We start from the raw sequence: 21,065 nt of genomic DNA, 5'->3' as shown, positions 1-21,065 counted from the left end.
TCGTCACAGAAATGTCGCCAGCAGTGCCAACAGGAAGAACAGGACCGCACCGACGAAATAGGCCGGTGGGAGAAAGGCTTTCGCGTCGAGCGGCTCCTTTTTTTCCCGCCGCCCGTCGTCTCTCTTCGTCATGACGTCGACCCTCGTCGTTGGACGTTCCCGACCCGCCCACCGACGTCAGACGTGGACACGACGGCGGGTCCGGTCTCGTCCATCGCGAAAGCTGACGAACACGGTCTCGATCGCCCCGGTCTCTTCCGGAAACTCCGAACGAACACGATGGATCGCATCGCGCACCAGCGGCTCGGCGATCCGATCGACGCGATCGAAGTTCACGATGGTCGGACGGAGCGGATCGTCGAGCATCACGTCGGTGTCCTCACCCACGAGAGTCCTCAGTCTGTCGGTCAGCGTCTCGTTCATCGTCTGCCTCCTTCATGGTCGAAAAATGGTCCCTGCCCCCGGCGGCCCGGTCCTCGCCGGGGCAGCGCGACCGCTCCGTGGCGACCGGTTCTCGGCTCGGCACCGGGCGAGAGGCCCCCGTGGAACGGGCACCTCTGCGCGGCGGCTTCCCGGGGGCGGGAAGCCGAGAAGGCGTGTCGCGCCGTGCCCGCGACGTCCGTCGCCGACACCTGCGATCCGAAACCGTTCACTCCACATCTTCATCGAACCGGGCCGGTGTCTCGCGCAGGATCCAACGCATGTCGTTGGTTCCCGGTAGAAACTCGCCATCGGCGTTGCGGTTCCATCGACGGCGATCCTCGAACCGCCGAACGAGCGGACGACGCCCGCCAGGTCCGGTTCGTTCGTCGGCACGCCGACGATCTTCACCGCCGCCTACGGCGAGATCGGACAGGCGGTGCACCTCGTCCGGCGCGGGGCGGTCGACCATCCCGCCGAGCCGGGAGGCCGCCTCGAAGGTCCCACCGGCGGACGCCCCACGAACGACCGACGACCATCGGCGCAAATGACGCATTGCCGAAACGTGAGATAAGATGTTTTTTATATTTAATCATATTTCGTGACGACAGACCGGCGGCATCTCCGATCCATCGATGCCCCCCCCGGCGCCTCGTCACCTCGCCCGTCTCCGGCCCACACCGCCACGCGGATCGGTGCCGCCATCCACCGCGCCCATGGAAGGGTCCCGCCCGCGGCATTTTGCGTATGACAAATATCTAAATTCCTCCTATCGTGACCTCGAACTCGGAGAAACCCGATGCGTCGCCTCTTCGCCGCCCCCGCCCTGCTCGTCCTCGCCACGGCGCCGGCCCTCGCGCATTTCCAGGAGATCATCCCCTCCGCCGACGTGCTGTCGGACGGCGGCGAGGTGAAGCTCGATCTGGTCTTCACCCATCCGATGGAGCGCGGGCCGGTCATGGAAATGGCCAAGCCGAAGCGTGTCGGCGTCGTCTACCAGGACAAGACGACCGATCTCGCCGCCGCCCTCGCCGAGAAGAAGATCGACGGCAAGACGACCTGGACGATCTCCTCGAAGCTCGACAAGCCGGGCGCGGCGATCTTCTTCGTCGAGCCGCAGCCCTATTGGGAACAGGCCGAGAAGAAGTGGATCGTCCACTACGCCAAGGTGATCGTCGACGGCTTCGCCTCGGGCGAGGGCTGGGCGACACCGGTCGGCCTGCCCGTCGAGATCGAGCCGCTGTCGCGTCCGACCGGCCTGTGGACCGGCAACCTCTTCCGCGGCCTCGTCCGCGCCGAGGGCAAGCCGGTTCCCTTCGCCGAGGTCGAGGTCGAATGGGCGAACGACGGCTCGGTCAAGGCGCCGAACGAGGCCTTCGTCACCCAGGTGGTCAAGGCCGATGCCGCCGGCGTCTTCGCCTATGCCATGCCGCGCGCCGGCTGGTGGGGCTTCGCCGCCCTGGTCGACGGCCCCGACGCCAAGGGCCCGAAGGGCGAGGCCGCCAAGACCGAACTCGGTGGCCTGATCTGGGTGAAGGCGACCGACATGGGCGCCGCCGCCCCCGCCCCGGCGAAGTGAGACACCCATGGCCCACATCCCCGACGGCGTCCTCTCCGCACCCGTTCTGATCGGCGGCGCCGTGCTCGCCGTCGGGGGGCTGGCCCTCGGTCTGCGCCGCCTCGACGAGGCCGACATTCCGAAGACGGCGATCCTCGCCGCCGTCTTCTTCACCGCCTCGCTGGTGGCGGTGCCGCTCGGCCCGTCGAGCATCCATCTGCTGCTCTCCGGCCTGATGGGGCTGGTGCTCGGCACCCGGGCAATCCCGGCCGTCTTCGTCGGCCTGCTCCTCCAGGCGGTGCTGTTCGGCTTCGGCGGCCTGACCTCGCTCGGCGTCGACGTCGTCGACATCGCCTTTCCCGGCGTGATCCTCGGCGTGCTGGCGCGGCCCTGGCTGGCGTCGGCCTCGCCGGCGCGGGTCGCCGCGATCGGCGGCGGCGTCGCGGCGCTGGCGGTGATCGGCACCGCCGGCTGCGTGTCGCTGGCGCTGGCGCTGTCCTCGGCCGACTACCTGCCGAGCCTGCGCATCGTCGCCCTGACCTACGTCCCGCTGGCGCTCACCGAGGCGGTCGTCACCGGCTTCGTCGTCGCCTACCTCGCCAAGGTGAAGCCCGAGGTGCTCGGCCTTCCCCCGGTTCGGGAGATCTGAGATGAACCCGACGACCGCCCTCCGCCGCCCCCTCGCCGCCCTCGCCGTGGCGCTCGCCGTGGTCTTCACGGCGGCGGGCAGCGCCGAGGCCCATCGCCTCAAGATGTTCGTGACGGCGGAGGACGGCGAGATCTCCGGCTATGCCTTCTTCATCGGCGGCGGCCGGCCCGAGGGCGTCGACTTCGTCGTCAAGGACGCCAAGGGCGCGGAAGTCTTCCGCGGCAGGACCGACGATCAGGGCAACTTCCGTTGGCGCCCGAGCGTCGCCGCCGACTACGCCGTCACCGTCGACGCCGGCGACGGCCACTGGATCGAAGGCACGATCGCCGCCGATCGGCTGGGCGCCGTGGCGGCCGTGGCCTCCGAGATGCCCGCCGCGCCGGCACCCGCCGCTCCGGCCGCGAGCCCGATCGCCACGGCCTCCGCCCCCACCCTCGCCTGCCCGGCGCCGATCGATCCGGCAGCGCTGTCGAAGCTCGTCGAGGCGCAGGTCGACAAGGCCGTAGCCCGCCAGCTCCGCCCACTGATCGAGGCCCAGACCCAAGCCGAGGGCCGCGTCCGCCTCAACGACGTGATGGGCGGCATCGGCATGATCGTCGGCCTCGCCGGGGCCGGCCTGTGGGCGACGTCACGCCGACGTCGCGACGGAGGGCCGGCATGAGCGACGCCGTCTTCTGCGGCTGCGAGGCCGATGCCCGCCCCGTCCTCGACAGGCTCGACGCCCGCGTCCGCATCGTCGCGACGCTGGCGACCGTCGTCGCCCTGCTGGCGATCCGCTCGCCGCTCGTCCTCGCCGGCCTGCTGCCCGTGGCGCTCGTCGCGGCACTCGCCTGTGGCGTGACGCTGCGCGATCTCGCCGCCCGCCTCGCCCATGTCGAGGGCTTCCTGATCGTCCTCGCAATCCTCTTGCCGCTGACCGTGCCGGGACCGACCTGGGCGACGATCGGCCCGATCGAGCTCTCCCGCCCGGGCCTCGACCGGGCGATCCTGATCCTGCTCCGGGTCAATCTCGCCGCCACGGCGATCCTGATCCTCGTCGCCGGGCTCGAGCCCGTCCGCCTCGGCCATGCGCTGGCGCGGATGGGCGTGCCGGAGAAGCTCGTCCACGTGCTCCTCTTCACCGCCCGCTGGGTGGCGCTGGTGCGCGAGGAGGCCCGCCGCCTCCACGACGCGCTGCGCGCCCGCGCCTTCCGCGCCACCACCTCGCGCCACGGCCTGTCGACGCTCGGCCATTTCGTCGGCCAACTGCTGGTGCGTGCCTTCGAGCGCGCCGAACGGGTCGACGAGGCGATGCGCTGCCGCGCCTTCGCCGGCCGCTTCGCCCTGGTCGCGGAGGAGCGCGTCTCCGCCTATGATGCGATCTTCGCCGCCGGGCTCGCGTTCGGCCTCGCGCTCGCCATCCTGGTGGACCGACTGATTTGACCGCTCTCTTCGATCTCGCCGACGTCACCGTCGAACGCGCCGGCCGCCGCGTGCTCGACCGCGTGAGCCTCCGTCTCGAGCCGGGCGAGCGCCTGGCGCTGATCGGGGCGAACGGCGCCGGCAAGACGACGCTGCTCCGAACCCTCGTCGGGCTCGAACGGCCGATCGAGGGCCGGATCGTCGCCTTCGGGGCAGAACGCAAGGTCGAGAAGGACTTCCGCGAGGTCCGCGCCCGCGCCGGCTATCTCTTCCAGGATCCCGACGACCAGCTCTTCTCGCCGACGGTGATCGAAGACGTCGCCTTCGGCCCGCTCAACCTCGGCCTTTCCCCGCGCGAGGCGACCGCCCGCGCGGAGGCGACGTTGGAGCGCCTGTCGCTCGCCCATCTCGCGCGCCGCATCACCCATCGGCTCTCGGGCGGCGAGAAGCGCCTCGTCAGCCTCGCCGGCGTGCTGGCGATGGAGCCGCGCGCCCTCCTCCTCGACGAGCCGACCAACGCCCTCGACGAGACCCATCTGGCGCGGCTCTCCGGGATCCTGGCGAGCCTCGACGTCGCCATGGTGATCGTCAGCCACGACCGTCACTTCCTCGAGCACCACGCCACCCGTGCCGTGGCGCTGAAGGACGGGCGACTCGCACCCGCGGCGCTCCATCGCCACGTCCACGTCCACGATCACGTCCACATCCACGGCGTCGACGACGAGCACGAGCACCGTCACGACAGCGACGGCTGACCCGCGCGCGACGTCTCCCTCCCCCGCCGAGCGGCCTTTTCGCCGCGTTTTCGGCCGCATCCGCACGCCCCGCGCGGCACATTCGGCCAAGACGATGCGCATTCCCCGTGACACTCTGGCGCACGATCGCCTCGTGCGACGGAAAGTGTCGCAGCCTGCGACAGAAATGCCGAAAGCAGTCGCAAAACTGATCGCGACTCTCGCAAAAGCCGATTCCGAGAAGTCGTCGAACCGTCCATTCACCACCTCGAGACGTTCCCGATCGATGATTTACCAGAACGGGTTATGCTCGCTCAGACATAATAGTAGATCGTGCGAATTACCTTTCGGAGCCCGACGGGATTGAATCCGGGCATCCGAGGGACGCACCACGTCGGGTCGACGTGGAAAAGATCGAACCCTCGATGGGCAAGCCGAGACGGGAGTCCGACATGGACAAGATTCTTCGCATCAACATGACCGATCTGACCTACGCGATCGGTCCGGTTCCCGAGGCCTGGGCCGGCCTGGGCGGCCGCGCTCTGACGTCGACCATCGTCGCCGCCGAAGTCCCGCCGACCTGCCACGCGCTCGGTCCGAACAACAAGCTGGTCTTCGCGCCCGGTCTCCTGTCGGGCACGGCGGCCTCGAACGCCGGCCGCTTCTCCTGCGGCGCCAAGAGCCCGCTGACGGGCGGCATCAAGGAGAGCTCCGCCGGCGGCACCTCCTCGCGCATCATCGCGCGTCTGGGCTTCAAGGCGATCATCGTCGAAGGCCAGCCGGCCGGCGACACCTGGTACTCGCTGATCATCGGCAAGGACAGCGTCCAGTTCGTACCCGAGACCGAGACCCTCGGCATCGGCACCTTCGCGGTCGTCGAGAAGGTCGCCGAGCGTTACGGTGAGGACTACGGCGTGATCACGCTCGGTCAGGCCGGCGAACACCTGATGGCGATCTCCAACATCTCGGTGAAGGACCCCGAGGGCAAGATCCGCAGCTTCGGCCGCGGCGGCCTCGGCGCCGTCATGGGATCGAAGAAGGTCAAGTACATCGCCATTAATCCGGAAGGCGTCTCCAACCTTCCGATCTCCGACAACGCCAAGTTCAAGGAAGCCAACCGCACCTTCACCAAGACCCTGCAGGACCATCCGGTCTCCGGCCAGGGCCTGAAGAAGTACGGCACCGCGGTTCTGGTGAACATCATCAACGAGGCCGGCGGCCTGCCGACCAAGAACTTCACCGCCGGCCAGTGCGAGCATCACGACGCCATCTCCGGTGAAGAGATGTACGACCGCATCGTCGCCCGCGGCGGCGAGCCGAGCCATCCCTGCTCGCCGGGCTGCCAGATCCAGTGCTCGCAGGTCTATCACGACAAGGACGGCAAGTACCTGACCTCCGGCTTCGAGTACGAGACCCTCTGGGCCCTCGGCGCCGACGGCATGATCACCGACCTCGACGTCTGCGCCGAGATCGACAACGTCTTCGACGACCTCGGTGTCGACTCGATCGAAACCCCGGTGATGTTCGCCGTGGCGATGGAAGCCGGTGTCCTGCCCTGGGGCGACGGCAAGCGCATGCTCCAGATCCTGCGCGAAGACATCGCCAAGGCCACCCCGCTCGGCCGCCTGCTCGGCGCCGGCACCGGTGCGGTCGGCCGTGCCTTCGGCCTCACCCGCATCCCGGTCGTCAAGAACCAGGCGATCCCGGCCTACGACCCGCGCTCGATCAAGGGCATCGGCGTCACCTACGCGACCACCACCCAGGGTGCCGACCACACGGCCGGCTACGCCATCGCCACCAACATCCTGAATGTCGGCGGCAAGGTCGATCCGCTGCAGAACGAGGGTCAGGTCGAACTGTCCCGCAACCTGCAGATCGCCACGGCGGCGGTCGACTCGACGGGCCTCTGCCTGTTCATCGCCTTCCCGGCGCTGGACATCCCGTCCTGCCTCGCCTCGGTGGTCGACATGCTGAACGCCCGCTACGGCATCGCCCTCACCGGCGACGACGTCGTGGCTCTCGGCAAGCACGTGCTCAAGGTCGAGCACGAGTTCAACCTGGCCGCCGGCCTCGGGCCGGAGACCGATCGTCTGCCCGAGTTCTTCGAACTCGAGCCGCTCACGCCCCACAACGTCACGTGGGACATGAATCCCAAAGAGCTCGCTTCCTTCTGGAGCTTCTGAGGGAGGAATGCGCTGACGACTTACCCCTGCCGGAGCAACACGGGCATGATGATCACGATCAAACTGTTCGCGACGTTCCGGCAGGGGCGTTTTCGGGTCGCCGAGCGCGACGTGGCCGAAGGCACGACGGTGGCCGACATCCTGAAGTCCCTCGACATCGAGGAGGAGGAGGTCGGCACCCTGTTCGTGCGCGGACGCCACGTCGAACCCGACCGGGTGCTTCAGCCGGGCGAAGCCCTGGCGATCTTCCCGCTGGTCGGCGGAGGCTAGGCCATGGGCTTCGAAGCCGACGAGACCGAGCGCTACGCCCGCCACATCGTGCTGCGTGACGTCGGCGGACCGGGACAGCAGAGCTTCAAGGCCGCGCGTGTCCTGGTGGTCGGAGCCGGCGGTCTGGGATCGCCGGTCCTGCTCTATCTCGCCGCCGCCGGCATCGGCACCATCGGCATCGTCGACGACGACCGCGTCTCGCTCTCCAACCTCCAGCGTCAGGTCGTCCATCGCACGGCCGACGTCGGACGGCTCAAGGTCGAGAGTGCCGCCGAGGCGATCGCCCGCATCAATCCGCATGTCCGCGTCGAGATCTTCCCTGCCCGGCTCGACGCCACCAACGTCACCGAGATCGTCGGCGCCTTCGACCTGGTGGTCGACGGCGTCGACAATTTCGAGACCCGCTTCCTGGTCGCCGACGCCTGCGAGGCCGCCCGCAAGCCCCTCGTCACCGCCGGCGTCCTCACCTTCTACGGCTGGGTCACCGTCCTGAAGCCGTGGGAGATCGGCCCCGACGGCCGCGCCAACCCCGCCCTCACCGACGTGCTGCGCCGCCCGGCCGAGGGCCGCATGCAGACCTGCGCCGAGGTCGGCATCCTCGGCGTCGTGCCCGGCGTCCTCGGCACGCTCGCCGCCACCGAGGTGTTGAAACTCGTCGCCGGCATCGGCGAACCGCTGATCCGGCGGATGCTCAACGTCGACCTGCGCGACATGAGCTTCGACATGATCGACTACGAACGCGGCGACGACGACGGAGGCCCGCCATGACCGAGGCCTCCGGCGCCGTAGACGTGGTCGGCTTCATGGATCTGGCGACCCTCTTCCGCGCCCGCGGCTGGGCCTCGCCCCATCGCCTGCCGCTCGCGGCGCCGATCGACGGGCCGACGCTGCTGCGCCTCCTCGACGTCGACGAGGCCGCCGTCGAATGCCTCTTCGTCAACCACTTCGCTCATGGCGTGGCGGCGGCGGTGATCAACCCCGGCGACCGCGTCGCGCTGGTGCCGCCCGGCGTCCCCGGCCCGCACCGCTACAGCCTGGGGATCTGGCAGAAACCGGCGACCTGAGACATCGCCCCGCCCCGACGCCCCGAAGACGCGACGCTGCCCGAAAGGCCGCGATCGACGAGACCATGTCCGCAAGAAAGCAAGAACCATGAAGACGGAAACGCCCGAAGACATCGCCCTCGACGTGCTCGACATCTGCGCCAACTGCGACCAGTGCCGCGAGCTGCTCGGCGAGGCTCCCTGCCAGTTCTTCCCGCGGCTCTACATGCTGGCCGACCGCAAGACGGCCGGCGGCGAGGCGCCGACCAGCCGCGAACTGCTCGATCTGATCGACCTGTGCAACTCCTGCGGCCAATGCCCCTGCGCGCCGATCCAGACCCGTATCCGCGAGTCCAAGGACGCCTTCGTCGCCCGCGACGGCATGCCCCTCGGCGTCCGTCTGGTCGAGAACGTCCGCCTCGTCGGTCGCCTCTGCGGCACCATGCCGAGCGTCGCCAACGCGCTGATGAGGACCGAGCCGGTCGCCGGCTGGCTGAAGAGCGCCTTCGGCATCCATCCCGAACGGCAGATGCCGAAGATCCCCAAGGAGAGCTTCGACGCCTGGGCCAAGCGCGAGGGCCTCACCGCCCATGTCGAGGGCGAGGGCCGCAAGGTCGCCTATTTCGTCGGCTGCACCGCGCGCCACTACTTCCCGGAAGTCGCCATCGCCACCGTCGCGGTGCTGCGCGCCAACGGCATCGGCGTCTGGGTTCCGCCGCAGGAATGCTGCGGCATGCCGACCTATCTCGAGGGCGACCGGCCCTTCACCTACGAACTCGCCGGGCACAATCTCGCGGTCCTCTCCGATGCGATCGACCGGGGCTACGACGTCGTCACCGCCTGTCCGACCTGCAGCTTCGCCTTCAAGACGGCGCTGGCGCGCGGCGCGCGCTTCGCGCCGGAACGTCGCGCCAAGATCGTCGCCATGCTGGCGGAGGAAGGCGGGAACGTCGCACGCGTCCGCGAGCGTCTGATCGCCGAGACGCTGGCGCCGACCGGCCGCGCCGGCTCGGCCGCCGCCGACTTCCACGAGACCTGGGTGGTCAACCACATCGCCGTCCACGAACATGCCGGCGAAGGCATCGACGACGGTTACTTCTCCGACATCGACGCCAACCTGCGCATCGCCGTCGCCTCCCACACCTGGGAGCTCGGCGAGTATCTGCGCGCGCTGGCGGCCGAGGGCGCTCTGAAGCCGGTCGACGGCATTCCGCAGGAGAGGCTCGGCTATTTCCCGCCCTGCCACCTGCGCGAACAGGACATGGGCCGGCCCTGGGCCGAGCTTCTCGCCGAGATGCCCGGCGCCGCGGTCGAGACGGTGGGTCGCGCCGACGACTGCTGCGGCCTCGGCGGCATCATGGGCTTCAAGAAGACCTTCCACCACGCCTCGCTCGCCATGGGGCGCGGGCTGATGGCACGGACGACGGCCGCGAACCCCGACCGCGTCGTCACCGAATGCCTCGGCTGCCGCGTCCAGTTCAACCAGATGCAGCCGATCCCGGTGAGCCACCCGGTCGAGATCCTCGCCGCCGCCTATGCGGCGGAGAAGGCAGGCGAGAAGGCGTGAGGCGAATGCGCCCGGCGCCGCGGCGCCGCGGCTTCGTGCTCATGGCGAGACGTCTCGGACCTTCACCCTGTTCGGCTTCATGCTGAGGTGCCCGGCCGAAAGGTCGGGCCTCGAAGCACGAAGCCACGACGGGCGGTGTCACTCGGCCCTTCGCCCTTCGAGGCCCGGCTCTGCCGGGCACCTCAGGATGAAGGGCCTCCGCACCATCCGATCGGTTCGAGAGACCCGTCCGACCTTCACGCCCCCGCGAGCCGCGCCTCGGCGATGCGCGCCCAGAGGTCCGCACCGATCGGCAGCGCCGCGTCGTTGAAGTCGTAGCGCGGCGAGTGGAGACCGGCGTCGCCCGTCCCTCTGCCCTGCCCGACCCAGACATAGGCGCCGGGCTTCTCGAGCAGCATGAAGGCGAAGTCCTCCGCCCCCATGCTCGGCTCGATGTCTTCCTCGAGCACCAGCGTCGGCGCCATGCCGCGGATGACGCCCTGGACGAAGCGGGCCTCCGTCGCGTCGTTGATGGTCGCGGGATAGCGGCGCTGATAGTCGATCGTGGCGGTGCAGCCCATCGCCTCGGCGATGCCGTGGACGATCGCCTTCAGCCGCGTCTCGATCACGTCGCCGATCTCGGGCGCGAACCAGCGCACCGTGCCGGACATGCGGCAGGCGTCGGGAATGACGTTCCAGGCGTCGCCGCCGTGCACCGTCGTGACCGAGACGACGGCGGAAGACATCGGCGAGACGTTGCGCGAGGCGATGGTCTGGAGCGCCGAGCCTATCTGGAACACCGCCGCGACCGGATCCGCCCCCTGGTGCGGCATGGCGCCGTGGGCGCCGCGGCCCTTCACCTCGATCTCGAAGATGCCGAAGGCCGCCATCATCGGACCGGTCGTCAGCCCGGCGCGCCCGACCGGCAGCGCCGGCCAGTTGTGCATGCCGAAGATCGCCTCCACGGGGAAGCGCTCGAAGAGCCCGTCCGCGATCATCTTCTCGGCGCCGCCCTCGTTCTCCTCGGCCGGCTGGAAGACGAAATGCACGGTGCCGTCGAGCGTCGTGCTCTTCGACAGAGACCGCGCCGCGGCGAGCAGCATGGCGGTGTGGCCGTCGTGGCCGCAGGCATGCATCCGCCCGACGTTCTTGGAGGCGTAGGTCAGCCCCGTCGCCTCGTGGATGGCGAGCGCATCCATGTCGGCGCGCAGGCCGATGGCGCGGGACGACGTGCCGCGCGAGAGCGTCGCCACCACGCCGGTGCCGCCGACGCCGGTCGTGACCTTCAGGCCGAAGGAGGCGAGCCGCTCGGCGACGAAGGCCGAGGTGCGATGCTCCTGGAAGGCCAGTTCCGGCATCTGGTGCAGCTCGCGCCGCCAGGCGACGGCCTCGTCGATCTCTTCGCAGGAGAAACGGGTGACGGGGGCGTTCACGGGCGATCCTCCTCGGGCTTCGCGGTGTCGAGGCGATAGCGGAAGTCGCAGCGCTTCGCCCCGCCCATGATGGTTTCGGTGCGCGTCAGCTCCATCTTCGGATTGTAGCCGACGCAGAAGTCGCCGTCGCGATTGCACGACAGCAGATGGCCGATCTCGCCCAGGCCCATCTCGCGGTACATCTCGGCGTAACGGCAGCGGGTGACGTCGAAGTCGAGCCGGTCGGGGCTCGCGTGGCGCACCTCCAGTTCGAGCGAGCCGCCGGTCGTCCAGTTCGGCAGGATGGCGCCGAAGTCGGAGAGGTCGGGATCGCGGCCGAGCGCATCGCGGAAGCGCGCGCCCTGCTCGATCGCCGAGCGCGACACCGCCTCGCCGATCACCGCCTTGGCCTCGTCCTCACCCGAGCGCGCCTTCAGCACCGCATAGACGTGGCCGAGGATCTCGGCCTCGATGCGACGACGTTCGATGATCGGCAGGTTCATGCGCCCTCTCCCGTGCCGGTCGGCCCCGGCTGTTGGTGGACATGGCCGCCGAGATAGGCCTCGACGATGCGCGGATCGCCGGCGAGCTCGGCGGCGGCCCCTTCGAGCGCGATCTTGCCCGATTCCATCACCGCCGCACGATCGGCGATGCGCAGGGCAGCCTTCGCATTCTGTTCGACGATCAGGATCGACAGCCCCTCGGCACGGATCTGCGACACGAGATCGAAGATGCCCTTGACGAACTTCGGGGCAAGCCCGAGCGACGGCTCGTCGAGGAGGAGGAGCGAGGGCTTGGCCATCAGCGCCCGGGCGATGCACAGCATCTGCTGTTCGCCGCCCGAGAGCGACCCCGCCGTCTGCGCCATGCGCTCGCCGAGCTTGGGGAAGAGCGCCAGCACGCGGTCGAGTTCGCTCGTGCCGTGCCGCCCGCCTCCGAGCACCAGATTTTCCCGCACGCTCATCGACGAGAAGATCTGACGGCCCTCCGGCGACTGCAGGAGGCCGAGGGCGACGATCTCGTGGCTCTTCAGCTTCGAGATCTCCTCGCCCCGGAAGCGGATCGACCCCGCCTTCGGTCGATAGATGCCGGAGATCGCCCGCATCAGCGTCGTCTTGCCGACGCCGTTCGAGCCGAGCACGGCGACGATGCCCTTTTCCGGCACGTCGAGGTCGACACCGTGCAGGATCTCCTGGATGCCCATGGTGACGGTCAGGCCGCGGATTTCGAGCAGGCTCATTCCTCGACCCCCAGATAGGCTTCGAGCACCGCCGGATCGGCGCGCACCACGTCGGGTTCGGCATCGGCGATCTTGCGCCCCGACGCCAGGACGACGACGCGGGAGCAGATGCTCATGACGAGGTTCATGTCGTGCTCGACCAGCATGACGGCGAGGCCGTCGGCGTTGAGCGAGCGGATGAAGCGGGCGAGTTCCGCCGTCTCGCTGTCGTTGAGGCCGGCGGCGGGTTCGTCGAGGATCAGGAAGTCGGGCTTCATGGCGAGCGCCCGCGCGATCTCGAGATACTTGCGCTTGCCGTAGGAGAGGTTGGCGGCGAGTTCCTGCGCCACGTCGGTCAGCCCGACGCGTTCCAGCGCCTCCCAGGTCGCCTGGGAGATCGCCTCGGCGCGACCCGCGCCGCCGAACACCGCACGCCCCGCCGACATCCCCGTCTTGCCGACGGCGCCGACCGAGACGTTGTCGAAGACCGACATGTTGGGGAAGACGCGCAGGTTCTGGAAGGTCCGCGACATGCCGCGCGAGGCGATCACATAGGGCTTCAGCCCCTGGATCTCCTCGCCCTTGAAGCGGACGACGCCTTCCGACAGCGTGGTGAAGCCCGAGATCAGGTTGAACAGCGTCGTCTTGCCCGCCCCGTTGGGACCGATCAGACCGACCAGTTCGCCCGCCTCGACCTTCGTGGTGACGGCATCGACCGCGACCAGGCCACCGAAGCGACGGGTGACGTTTTCGATTTCGACCAGCGTCATTTCCAGCCGACCTCCCGTTCGCCCGGTGCAGCCGCCCACCGCCGTCCCAGCGCCCGACGGGCGAAGGTGAGCGCGGGGACCTCGCCGAAGAGACCCTTCGGCAGGAAGAGGATGGAGACGAACATCACGATGCCGACCATCACGTTGCGCAGATCGCCGAGGGAGCGCAGCACCTCCGGCAGGAGGATCAGGAGCACGGCTCCGACGATCGCCCCGGGCAGCGAACCGAGACCGCCGACGACGACCATCGCCAGGATCAGGATCGAGTTGGAGAAGTTGAAGTCGCCGGGCGAGACGTAGCCGGTCGTGTAGGCCCAGAGCGCACCGGCGAGACCGGCGAAGAAGGCCGACAGCGTGAAGACCTCGATCTTGAGGCGCACCGTGTCGATGCCCATGGCGTCGGCGCACTGGTCGTCCTCGCGCAGCGCCCTGAGCGCATTGCCCCAGTAGGAGTGGGTGAGGCGATGCAGCGCCCAGATCGACAGGCCGACCACCACCGCCACCACGAAGTAGACCGGCAGACCGCCCTTCACCGACCAGCCGAAGAGCTTGATGCCGGAGAACAGCATCACCCCGTTCGGACCCTTGGTGACCGAGACCCAGTTGAGCAGCACCGTGTTGATCATCTGCCCGATGGCGAGCGTCGCCACCGCGAAGTAGATCGACACCAGCCGCATCGTCGGCAGTGCCACCACGAAGGCGAGCAGGCCCGCGACGAGGCCGGCGGCCGGCAGGCCCCAGAGGAAGCCGAGCTTCAGCTCCGAGCCCATCAGCGCGGCGACATAGGCGCCGATGCCGTAGAAGGCGGCATGGCCGAGGTGGAGCAGTCCGCCGACACCGGTCACCAGATGCAGCGACGCGGCGAGAAGCGCGAAGATCAGCACCAGATTGGCGACCTGGAAGAAGTAGCCCTTGCCGAAATAGGCGAGGCTCGCGGGCGCGACGGCGAAGACGAGGAGGACGAGCGCGAGCGGCACGAGCGCCGAGCGCGACATCTTTTTCGAGATCTCAGACACGTTCCCTCCCCGCTCCGAAGAGCCCCTGCGGGAAGAAGATCAGGGTGACGACGAGGAAGCCGTAGGCGACCATGTCGGCCCAGTTCGACGAGACGAAGGTGGTGGCGATGCCTTCGGAGAGACCGAGCAGCAGCGCGCAGATCACCGCGCCGGGGATCGACGACAGCCCGCCCATCACCATGGCGACGAAGGCCTTGATGCCGGGCACGAAGCCCATCGCCGGGAAGATCGCGCCGTAGTAGAGCCCGACCAGGATGCCGGCCGCCGCCCCCATCGCCGAGCCGATGGCGAAGGTGAAGAGGATGGTGCGGTCGGTGTCGATGCCGACGTATTTGGCGCCGAGCGGATTGGCCGAGACGGCGCGGATGGCGAGGCCGGCGCGAGTCCGCGTCAGGAGATACTGCAGCGATCCGAGCATCACCGCGGCGACGGCGAGGATGATCAGGTCGCCGGTGACGATGGTGACCGGACCGAGCGCGATCGGCTTGTTGATCAGCGCCGCGAAGGGCAGCGTCTGCATCTGCGAGCCGAAGGCGATCTCGAGCCCCTCACGGGCGACGATCGACACCGCCAGCGACGACATCAGCGTCGATTCCCGCATCGCCCGCGACTTCAGCGACGCCTCGTCGGAGAAGCGGCGGAACGGCTTGAAGGCGATGCGTTCGAGCCCGAAGCCCAGCGCCGCGCCGACCGCCATGACGATCAGCAGCACCACGACCAGCGGCGGCGCGAAGGCGGTGACGACGATCAGGCCGACGAAGGCACCGATCGTGTAGACCTCGCCATGGGCGAAGTTCACGACGTTGAGCACACCGAAGATCAGCGTGAAACCGATCGCCATCAGGGCGTAGATCACCCCCTGTGACAGGCCGATGGCCAATTGTTGCAGATAATAGGGATCGAACACGCTGAGCCCCTCGCGTCGCGTCGAAACAATCGGTCGCCGGTCGCCCGGCGGCTGGGCGGGAGCGGCGAACCGCTCCCGATGGGCCGTCAGTCCTCGACCGGCGTGAAGACGCCGCCGACGACGCGCACCTTGGAGAGCGACTTCACCGGCTCGCGGTCCGGACCGAAGGTCGTCTTGCCGGTCACGCCGGGGAAGTCCTTGGTGGCGGCGAGCGCGTCGCGCACCGAGGCGCGGGTGGTCTTCGGATAGGTCTTCACCACCGCCTCGAGCATGATGTTGACGGCGTCGAAGGCCTGCGCCGGGAACTGACCCGGCTCGGCACCGCGCGCCTTCACCCAGGCCTCGACGAAGCTCTTCACTTCCGGCTTGGGGCTGTTGGGCAGGAAGTTGGTGGTGAGCGACAGACCGTCGGCATCGGCGCCGGCGAGCTCGATGATCTTCTGGTTGTGCGCCGCCGACGTCGACCAGATCGGCACGTTGAGGCCGACCTGCTTCGCCTGCTTCAGGAAGTTGGCGCCGTCCTCGTAGAAGAAGCCGGTGTAGATCGCGTCGGGCTTCTCGCGCTGGATCTTGGTGAGCAGCGAGCGGAAGTCCGGCAGACCGCGGTTGAAGTACTCGGTCAGGACGACCGTGCCGCCCTTCTCGGTGAGGCGCTCGGAGAAGTACTTGGTGACGGTCTGACCCCAGTCGGTCTGTTCGGCGACCACCGCGACCTTCTTGATGCCCTTGCCGAGCATCCAGTCGGCGTTGAAGGGACCCTCACCGGCCTGCGTCGTGATGTTGCGGAACTGCCATTCCGAGATCTTGGCGTAGTCCGGGTGCGACGCGGTCTGGGAGAGCTGCGGCATGCCGGCCTCCTTGTAGACCTGCGCCGCCGCCATCGACACGCCCGAGGTGAAGTCGCCGAGCACGCCGACGATCTTCTCGTCGTCGACGAACTTGCGGGCGATCGCCACGCCTTCCTTGGCGTCCGAGCGGCTGTCCTCGAACACGATCTCGACCTTGACCGGCAGGCGGCCGGAGGCGTTGAAGCGCTCGAGCGCGATCTCGGCGGCGGTCTTGAAGTCCTGGCCGTACTGCGCCGTGTTGCCGGTCAGCGGCAGCTGGTAGCCGAGACGGATGGCGTCGGCGGCAAGGGCCGGTGCGGCGGCGAAGGGGGCGATCAGCGCGAAGCCGACGATGGTCCTGCGGGTGAACGTCATGCTCTCTCTCCACTCGAGGGCCTCAGGGGGCCGATGGAATGTCAATTCCGAAACTGCTTTGCCTCAGGCGGCGGTGCCGGGTTCGACCACCAGACGGCAGCAACCCTCTTCGCCCGGCTTCCAAGTCTCGCCCTTGAAGACGAAGCCGGCCGCCTTGAAGAGGCCGCCGTCGATGGCGCCGCCGGCCTTGCACAGGAGTTCGAGGTCTTCCTCCGAACGCCCCATCGCCTGCCAGGCTTCCTTCAGCGGGCAGCGGTGGAACTTGATCTCGAGACGCTCGTCGTCGCACTGGCGGATCTCGGGGGCGAAGATCTCGTCGACCGCCGGGATGCCGCCGATGAAGCGGTCCTTGAGGCCGACGAGGTTCGCCGGGCCGAGATCGGCGAACTTGGCACCCATGGTCACGCCCATGCGGCGGGTCGCCTCGCCGACCAGCTCGACCGCCCTGTCGGTGCCGAAGGCATCGCGCAGCACGTCGAACATGTTGGCATAGGCCGCGGCGCGCATGGTGAAGGCACCCTGGAGCCACTCGATCGGGACCATGCGGCCGGAGGGGGATTTGTCGGTCATCTCGATCTTCCTGTCGGTTGCGCGTTGCGGGATTGCGGGAGGGTCGAGCGGCCCGTCGTCAGACGGGCTCGCACCCGTCCTTGTGGCGGTACCAGGCGAGCATCGTCGGTGCGACGATCTTCGCGATGGCGTGGAACGCGTAGGGACGCACCTCGGTCAGCGGCACGGGAAGATCCTTCTGCGGCTTGCCGTCGAGCGCGTCGGCGAAGACCGGGCCGAGGGCGGAGGCGAGCGCCACCCCGCGACCGTTGCAGGCCTCCCATGTCCATAGACCTTCTCCGAGGCGGTGAAACCGCGGCATGCGGTCGTGCGTCATGCCGATGCGGCCGTTCCAGACGAAGTCGAAGGACGGCACGCCCATCTGCGGGAAGATGCCGGCGAGGCGCTTGCCGATCAGCGCCTTCAGCCGCCGCGCGCCGTCGAAGGGCACGATCATCGCACCGCCCGAGACGAGGCGACCGCGCGCGTCCCAGCGGAAGAAGCGCAGATCGCCGTGGGTGTCGGAGAGCGCCTGGAGCCCCGGCAGGACCGTCGCGCGGACGGCCTCGGACTGCGGCGCCGTCGCCATCTGCCAGGAGAGCACCGGGATCAGCGAATGCGCGATCTTCGGGGCGAGCGAGGGGGCGAACCAGTCGGTGTAGCCGTTGGAGGCGAGCATCACCCGGTCGGCGACGATCGTGCCGCCGGCCGTCGTCAGCCGCCAGCCGTCGCCGGCCCTCTCGAGACCGGTCACCGCCGTGCCCTCGAAGATCCGGGCGCCGGCGGCTTCCGCCGCCTTCGCCAGACCACGCACGTAGGCGAGCGGATTGAGATGACCGCCGGAGGCATTGAGCATGCCGCCGTACCAGTCCTTCGAGCCGACCAGCGCCGCCGTCTCGGCCGCGTCGAGCAGGCGGACCGGCGCGCCGCGCCGTCCCCAGGCCTCGACGCGAGCGGCCGACAGCTTCACCCGGCCCGGCGAATGGGCCGGCTGGAACCAGCCGTTCTGCACCGCCTCGCAGTCGATGCCGTGGCGGCGGATCAGATCGAAGACGTGAGTAGCGCTGTCGGCGACGAGCTGGGCGAAGCGTTCGCCCGTCTCGCCGAAGCGCACCGCCATGCCGTCCGGCTCGGCGCCCGTCATGGTCGGGATGACCTGACCGTTGTTGCGCCCCGAGGCGCCCCAGCCGACCGAAGCCGCCTCGGCGAGGACGACGGAGCGTCCACGCGAGGCGAGTTCGAGGGCGGTGGACAGGCCGGTGATGCCGCCGCCGACGATCGCGACGTCGGCCCGCACTTCACCCGCGAGCGCCGGCGCCGGGGGGCGGTCCGGGGTCACGGCGGCCCAGAGCGAGGGCGGGAAGGGCTGGGCGTGAACGGGCATGCGGCTTGTCCTGGAGAGACGTCGTCAGGCGGCGACGGGATCCATGTCGAGCTGGCCGTCGAAGAAATCGGCTGCGGCACGGGCATGGAGTTTGGTGGAATCGAATACCGGCAGATCGGTATCGGCGGAACTGATGAGAAGTCCAATTTCGGTACAACCGAAGATCACGCTGTCGGCACCGCGCGCCTTGGCTGCCTCGATGATGGTGATGTAACTACGGCGGGAGGTTTCCTTGACCACGCCACGGCAGAGCTCGTCGAAGATCACGTCGTGGACGACGGCGCGATCCTGCTCTTCCGGCACCATGACGTCGAGATCGAACTTTCGCCGCAGACGGTCTTTCCAGAAATTCTGTTCCATGGTGTAGCGCGTCGCCAGAAGCAGCGGCGCCTTCACCCCGCTTGCCGCCAGGTCACGCCCGACCACGTCGACGATGTGGATCAGCGGCACGCCGGCCGAGCGCTCGACGCCGTCGGCGACGAGATGCATCGTGTTGGTGCAGATGAGGAGGCAACCGGCGCCGGCGCCGGCGAGACCGCGACCGGCCTCGGCGAGGCGTGCCTCGGCGCCGACCCAGTCGCCGGCCTTCTGCAACGCGACGATCTCGTCGAAGTTGACCGAGCGCAGGAGAATGTCGGCGGACACGAGGCCGCCGTGGCGGTCGCGCACCATCTCGTTGATTTCACGATAGTAGGTTGCGGTGCTTTCCCAGCTCATGCCGCCGATCAGACCGATGATGCGAGACACTTTCCTGCTCCGTCTTGGGTTCGACGCAAAAACGGTAGCGCAGGAGCGATGCGGAGAATGCGCGTCGTTTGCACAAACAACCGGCATCGACGCAAACTCATTGCATGATATCGAAAACATGCGACATTGATTTGCACATAATTCGTCACACGCACAAATGGAGCGCGTCGTGCTCGACATTCGCGACAGGAGAATTCTCGAGGAGCTGCAGGAGGACGCCACCGTCGCCGTGGCCGATCTCGCCGACACGGTCGGCCTCTCGGTCTCCGCCTGCTGGCGCCGCATCAAGGCGCTCGAGGACCACGGGCTGATCTCCCGCCGCGTCGCGCTGATCGACCGCCGCCGCGCCAACGTCGGTACCACGGTCTTCGTCGGCGTTCGCACCTCGCGCCATTCGATCGAGTGGCTGGAGGCCTTCCGCAAGGCGATCTCCGACATTCCCGAGATCGTCGAGGCCTACCGCCTGACCGGCGAGATGGACTATCTGCTGCGCCTCGTCGTCCCCTCGGTCGAGATCTACGACGCCGTCTACAAGCAGCTGATCACGCGGCTCGACTTCACCGACATCACCTCCTTCATCGCCATGGAGGAGATGAAGTTCACCACCGCCGTGCCGCTGCGCTACGCCTGAGCGACCGGACGCCGCCGCCGAGGGGGATTGCTCCGGCGCCGCGGGATGATAAGCCCATGTCGCGGATGGCCGTGGGCGACGACCCGGGAGGACGAGCGTGATGGATTTCGGGTGGATCGCGACGCGGTGGAAGCCGCTCGCCGGCGGCATCGGGGCGATCGCCTTCGTCGTGGTGGCGGCGATGATGGTGATCCGGCCGGACGCCGAATGGGCGCAGGTCTTCGTCCTCGCCTCGCGCCAGCTCGTCCGCGGTGAGGATTTCTACCACGTCGGCACGCTCTACCTCTATCCGCCCTTCGGGACGATCCTCGGCCTGCCCTTCGTGCCGCTGCCGGAATGGGCGACGCGCCTCGCCTTCTACGTCGTCAACGTCGCGGCGATCGGCATCGTCGCCCTCGTCTCCTGGCGGCTCGCCGGCGAGACCGCCCTCGGCGATCCGACGCGTGACAACCGCGCCGCCTGGACGATCGCCGCCCTCGGCGTGATCGCGGCCGCCCCCTACGCCTGGAACACCGTGCTGCACCAGCAGGCCGATCTGGTGATCGACGCCTTCGTCGCCGCCGGCATGCTGGCCCACTGGCGCGGCCGCTCGCTCCTCGCCGGCGTGCTGATCGGGCTCGGCGCCTCGATCAAGGGGCCGCCGCTGCTCTTCCTCGTCTATTTCCTGTGGCGCCGCGACGCCCGCGCGACGATCGCGCTGCTCGCGACCGTCGCCGTCGCCGCCCTGCTGCCCGACCTCGTCCACCCTGCCCCCGAGGGCGCCTGGGTGACGCTGTGGCTGAAGCGGCACGTGCTGCCCGCCGCCGACATGAACGCCACGCTCGGCGCCTGGGCGACCACCGCCACCCACAACATCTACAACCAGTCGCTCGGCGGCACGATCCAGCGGCTGGTCAACACCCGCTTCTCGGTCGCCGGCGGCGAGGCCGTCGTCTCCGCCGCCGCCGCGATGGTCGAGGCCCGGCCGCTGAAGCTCGCGACCTACGCGGTGATGGGCGCCATGGGCATCGCGACCTTCGCCGTCTCCTGGATCGCCGCGCGGAACCGCCGGGCGACGGCCGCCGGCGAAGCGGCCGAGCGCGAGGCGCGGGCCGTCGAACTGGCGATCGTGCCGTTGCTGATGCTCGCCTTCTCGCTGATGTCGGGCCTCGCCCATTTCCCGATCGTCGCCCCCGCCGCGGTCCTCCTCGCCCACCGGGCGGTGCGCGCCGGCGACCGCGTCTCGGCCGCGACCCTCGGCGTCGCGGTCGTGGTGGCGATCGCCGTCAACAAGGACCTCGTCGGCCGCGTGCTCTACGACTTCGCCCTCTGGTCGGGCATCGCCACGGCCGCGCTGGTCGCCCTCTGGCTCGGCGCGTTGGCGGCGCTCCTGCGTCCACGCGCCGCCGCGTGAGGCCGCGGCCCGCTCGATTGGCAGGCCCGAC

Annotated in this window: 25 protein-coding genes; 12 read left to right on the top strand and 13 right to left on the bottom strand. The window is 68.9% G+C overall.

Features of this window, described 5'->3' with window-relative positions; all coding sequences use genetic code 11:
• Window positions 1–3 precede the first annotated feature (3 nt).
• The 3 genes from ACT541_RS15110 to ACT541_RS15100 form a co-directional block, all read right to left on the bottom strand.
• On the bottom strand, window positions 4–132 hold the full coding sequence (locus ACT541_RS15110; RefSeq protein ID WP_476137912.1) for a hypothetical protein: 129 nt from the start codon (window positions 130–132) through the stop codon (window positions 4–6).
• Window positions 133–177: 45 nt separating this feature from the next.
• Window positions 178–423, bottom strand: coding sequence for a hypothetical protein (locus ACT541_RS15105; protein WP_476137911.1), 246 nt, complete (start codon window positions 421–423; stop codon window positions 178–180).
• Window positions 424–649: 226 nt separating this feature from the next.
• On the bottom strand, window positions 650–892 hold the full coding sequence (locus ACT541_RS15100) for a hypothetical protein (RefSeq protein ID WP_476137910.1): 243 nt from the start codon (window positions 890–892) through the stop codon (window positions 650–652).
• A gap of 327 nt (window positions 893–1,219) precedes the next feature.
• Here ACT541_RS15100 and ACT541_RS15095 point away from each other — a divergent pair, with 327 nt between their 5' ends.
• The 10 genes from ACT541_RS15095 (at window position 1,220) to ACT541_RS15050 (ending at window position 9,825) form a co-directional block, all read left to right on the top strand.
• Window positions 1,220–1,999, top strand: a complete 780-nt coding sequence (locus ACT541_RS15095) for a DUF4198 domain-containing protein (protein ID WP_476137909.1) — start codon at window positions 1,220–1,222, stop codon at window positions 1,997–1,999.
• 7 nt (window positions 2,000–2,006) lie between these two features.
• The gene (gene cbiM, locus ACT541_RS15090; RefSeq protein WP_476137908.1) at window positions 2,007–2,627 is read left to right on the top strand and encodes a cobalt transporter CbiM; all 621 of its coding nucleotides are present in this window, start codon (window positions 2,007–2,009) and stop codon (window positions 2,625–2,627) included.
• A 1-nt stretch (window position 2,628) separates the two neighbouring features.
• A complete protein-coding gene (locus tag ACT541_RS15085; protein WP_476137907.1) occupies window positions 2,629–3,288 on the top strand; it encodes a cobalamin biosynthesis protein CbiM in 660 nt (219 codons plus the stop codon).
• Entirely contained in the window at window positions 3,285–4,049 is a 765-nt protein-coding gene (gene cbiQ, locus ACT541_RS15080) for a cobalt ECF transporter T component CbiQ (RefSeq protein WP_476137906.1), read from the top strand. The genes ACT541_RS15085 and cbiQ overlap by 4 nt, the downstream gene beginning before the upstream one ends.
• The gene (locus ACT541_RS15075; protein ID WP_476137905.1) at window positions 4,046–4,783 is read left to right on the top strand and encodes an energy-coupling factor ABC transporter ATP-binding protein; all 738 of its coding nucleotides are present in this window, start codon (window positions 4,046–4,048) and stop codon (window positions 4,781–4,783) included. The genes cbiQ and ACT541_RS15075 overlap by 4 nt, the downstream gene beginning before the upstream one ends.
• A 431-nt stretch (window positions 4,784–5,214) precedes the next feature.
• Window positions 5,215–6,945: an aldehyde ferredoxin oxidoreductase C-terminal domain-containing protein gene (locus tag ACT541_RS15070; protein WP_476137904.1), complete on the top strand. Its 1,731-nt coding sequence runs from the start codon at window positions 5,215–5,217 to the stop codon at window positions 6,943–6,945.
• A 45-nt stretch (window positions 6,946–6,990) separates the two neighbouring features.
• Window positions 6,991–7,215 (top strand): MoaD/ThiS family protein, encoded by a 225-nt coding sequence (locus tag ACT541_RS15065; protein WP_476137903.1) that lies wholly within the window; start codon window positions 6,991–6,993, stop codon window positions 7,213–7,215.
• Window positions 7,216–7,218: 3 nt separating this feature from the next.
• Window positions 7,219–7,983 (top strand): HesA/MoeB/ThiF family protein, encoded by a 765-nt coding sequence (locus ACT541_RS15060; protein ID WP_476137902.1) that lies wholly within the window; start codon window positions 7,219–7,221, stop codon window positions 7,981–7,983.
• On the top strand, window positions 7,980–8,279 hold the full coding sequence (locus ACT541_RS15055) for a hypothetical protein (protein ID WP_476137901.1): 300 nt from the start codon (window positions 7,980–7,982) through the stop codon (window positions 8,277–8,279). Before ACT541_RS15060 ends, ACT541_RS15055 begins: the two co-directional genes overlap by 4 nt.
• A gap of 88 nt (window positions 8,280–8,367) precedes the next feature.
• Window positions 8,368–9,825, top strand: coding sequence for a heterodisulfide reductase-related iron-sulfur binding cluster (locus ACT541_RS15050; protein WP_476137900.1), 1,458 nt, complete (start codon window positions 8,368–8,370; stop codon window positions 9,823–9,825).
• 236 nt (window positions 9,826–10,061) lie between these two features.
• On the opposite strand, the gene ACT541_RS15045 is transcribed toward ACT541_RS15050, so the two are convergent.
• The 10 genes from ACT541_RS15045 to ACT541_RS15000 form a co-directional block, all read right to left on the bottom strand.
• Window positions 10,062–11,237 carry a M20 aminoacylase family protein gene (locus tag ACT541_RS15045; RefSeq protein ID WP_476137899.1) on the bottom strand — a complete coding sequence of 392 codons (1,176 nt, stop codon included), beginning with the start codon at window positions 11,235–11,237 and terminating at the stop codon, window positions 10,062–10,064.
• Window positions 11,234–11,719 (bottom strand): L-2-amino-thiazoline-4-carboxylic acid hydrolase, encoded by a 486-nt coding sequence (locus tag ACT541_RS15040; protein WP_476137898.1) that lies wholly within the window; start codon window positions 11,717–11,719, stop codon window positions 11,234–11,236. Before ACT541_RS15040 ends, ACT541_RS15045 begins: the two co-directional genes overlap by 4 nt.
• A complete protein-coding gene (locus tag ACT541_RS15035; RefSeq protein WP_476137997.1) occupies window positions 11,716–12,450 on the bottom strand; it encodes an ABC transporter ATP-binding protein in 735 nt (244 codons plus the stop codon). Before ACT541_RS15035 ends, ACT541_RS15040 begins: the two co-directional genes overlap by 4 nt.
• Window positions 12,451–12,452: 2 nt before the next feature.
• Window positions 12,453–13,205: an ABC transporter ATP-binding protein gene (locus ACT541_RS15030; protein WP_476137897.1), complete on the bottom strand. Its 753-nt coding sequence runs from the start codon at window positions 13,203–13,205 to the stop codon at window positions 12,453–12,455.
• A complete protein-coding gene (locus tag ACT541_RS15025) occupies window positions 13,202–14,221 on the bottom strand; it encodes a branched-chain amino acid ABC transporter permease (protein ID WP_476137896.1) in 1,020 nt (339 codons plus the stop codon). The genes ACT541_RS15030 and ACT541_RS15025 overlap by 4 nt, the downstream gene beginning before the upstream one ends.
• Entirely contained in the window at window positions 14,214–15,128 is a 915-nt protein-coding gene (locus ACT541_RS15020; RefSeq protein ID WP_476137895.1) for a branched-chain amino acid ABC transporter permease, read from the bottom strand. Before ACT541_RS15020 ends, ACT541_RS15025 begins: the two co-directional genes overlap by 8 nt.
• A gap of 86 nt (window positions 15,129–15,214) precedes the next feature.
• Entirely contained in the window at window positions 15,215–16,330 is a 1,116-nt protein-coding gene (locus ACT541_RS15015; protein WP_476137894.1) for an ABC transporter substrate-binding protein, read from the bottom strand.
• A 63-nt stretch (window positions 16,331–16,393) separates the two neighbouring features.
• A complete protein-coding gene (locus ACT541_RS15010) occupies window positions 16,394–16,900 on the bottom strand; it encodes an L-2-amino-thiazoline-4-carboxylic acid hydrolase (RefSeq protein ID WP_476137893.1) in 507 nt (168 codons plus the stop codon).
• Between the two features lie 58 nt (window positions 16,901–16,958).
• Window positions 16,959–18,263 carry an NAD(P)/FAD-dependent oxidoreductase gene (locus ACT541_RS15005; protein ID WP_476137892.1) on the bottom strand — a complete coding sequence of 435 codons (1,305 nt, stop codon included), beginning with the start codon at window positions 18,261–18,263 and terminating at the stop codon, window positions 16,959–16,961.
• 24 nt (window positions 18,264–18,287) lie between these two features.
• Window positions 18,288–19,097 carry an aspartate/glutamate racemase family protein gene (locus ACT541_RS15000; RefSeq protein WP_476137891.1) on the bottom strand — a complete coding sequence of 270 codons (810 nt, stop codon included), beginning with the start codon at window positions 19,095–19,097 and terminating at the stop codon, window positions 18,288–18,290.
• A gap of 82 nt (window positions 19,098–19,179) precedes the next feature.
• Here ACT541_RS15000 and ACT541_RS14995 point away from each other — a divergent pair, with 82 nt between their 5' ends.
• Entirely contained in the window at window positions 19,180–19,641 is a 462-nt protein-coding gene (locus tag ACT541_RS14995) for an Lrp/AsnC family transcriptional regulator (protein WP_476137890.1), read from the top strand.
• Window positions 19,642–19,741: 100 nt separating this feature from the next.
• On the top strand, window positions 19,742–21,034 hold the full coding sequence (locus tag ACT541_RS14990; protein ID WP_476137889.1) for a glycosyltransferase family 87 protein: 1,293 nt from the start codon (window positions 19,742–19,744) through the stop codon (window positions 21,032–21,034).
• Window positions 21,035–21,065: the final 31 nt, after the last annotated feature.

The sequence above is a fragment of the Pinisolibacter sp. DMC100 genome (assembly GCF_056313705.1).
This window is presented reverse-complemented; position numbering and strand designations above follow the sequence as displayed.

Coding starts and splice junctions, on each gene's coding strand:
- ACT541_RS15110 (WP_476137912.1), bottom strand. CDS start 132: ATGACGAAGAGAGACGACGGGCGGCGGGAAAAAAAGGAGCCGCTCGAC.
- ACT541_RS15105 (WP_476137911.1), bottom strand. CDS start 423: ATGAACGAGACGCTGACCGACAGACTGAGGACTCTCGTGGGTGAGGAC.
- ACT541_RS15100 (WP_476137910.1), bottom strand. CDS start 892: ATGGTCGACCGCCCCGCGCCGGACGAGGTGCACCGCCTGTCCGATCTC.
- ACT541_RS15095 (WP_476137909.1), top strand. CDS start 1,220: ATGCGTCGCCTCTTCGCCGCCCCCGCCCTGCTCGTCCTCGCCACGGCG.
- cbiM (WP_476137908.1), top strand. CDS start 2,007: ATGGCCCACATCCCCGACGGCGTCCTCTCCGCACCCGTTCTGATCGGC.
- ACT541_RS15085 (WP_476137907.1), top strand. CDS start 2,629: ATGAACCCGACGACCGCCCTCCGCCGCCCCCTCGCCGCCCTCGCCGTG.
- cbiQ (WP_476137906.1), top strand. CDS start 3,285: ATGAGCGACGCCGTCTTCTGCGGCTGCGAGGCCGATGCCCGCCCCGTC.
- ACT541_RS15070 (WP_476137904.1), top strand. CDS start 5,215: ATGGACAAGATTCTTCGCATCAACATGACCGATCTGACCTACGCGATC.
- ACT541_RS15065 (WP_476137903.1), top strand. CDS start 6,991: ATGATGATCACGATCAAACTGTTCGCGACGTTCCGGCAGGGGCGTTTT.
- ACT541_RS15060 (WP_476137902.1), top strand. CDS start 7,219: ATGGGCTTCGAAGCCGACGAGACCGAGCGCTACGCCCGCCACATCGTG.
- ACT541_RS15055 (WP_476137901.1), top strand. CDS start 7,980: ATGACCGAGGCCTCCGGCGCCGTAGACGTGGTCGGCTTCATGGATCTG.
- ACT541_RS15050 (WP_476137900.1), top strand. CDS start 8,368: ATGAAGACGGAAACGCCCGAAGACATCGCCCTCGACGTGCTCGACATC.
- ACT541_RS15040 (WP_476137898.1), bottom strand. CDS start 11,719: ATGAACCTGCCGATCATCGAACGTCGTCGCATCGAGGCCGAGATCCTC.
- ACT541_RS15030 (WP_476137897.1), bottom strand. CDS start 13,205: ATGACGCTGGTCGAAATCGAAAACGTCACCCGTCGCTTCGGTGGCCTG.
- ACT541_RS15015 (WP_476137894.1), bottom strand. CDS start 16,330: ATGACGTTCACCCGCAGGACCATCGTCGGCTTCGCGCTGATCGCCCCC.
- ACT541_RS15010 (WP_476137893.1), bottom strand. CDS start 16,900: ATGACCGACAAATCCCCCTCCGGCCGCATGGTCCCGATCGAGTGGCTC.
- ACT541_RS15005 (WP_476137892.1), bottom strand. CDS start 18,263: ATGCCCGTTCACGCCCAGCCCTTCCCGCCCTCGCTCTGGGCCGCCGTG.
- ACT541_RS15000 (WP_476137891.1), bottom strand. CDS start 19,097: ATGCCGGTTGTTTGTGCAAACGACGCGCATTCTCCGCATCGCTCCTGC.
- ACT541_RS14990 (WP_476137889.1), top strand. CDS start 19,742: ATGGATTTCGGGTGGATCGCGACGCGGTGGAAGCCGCTCGCCGGCGGC.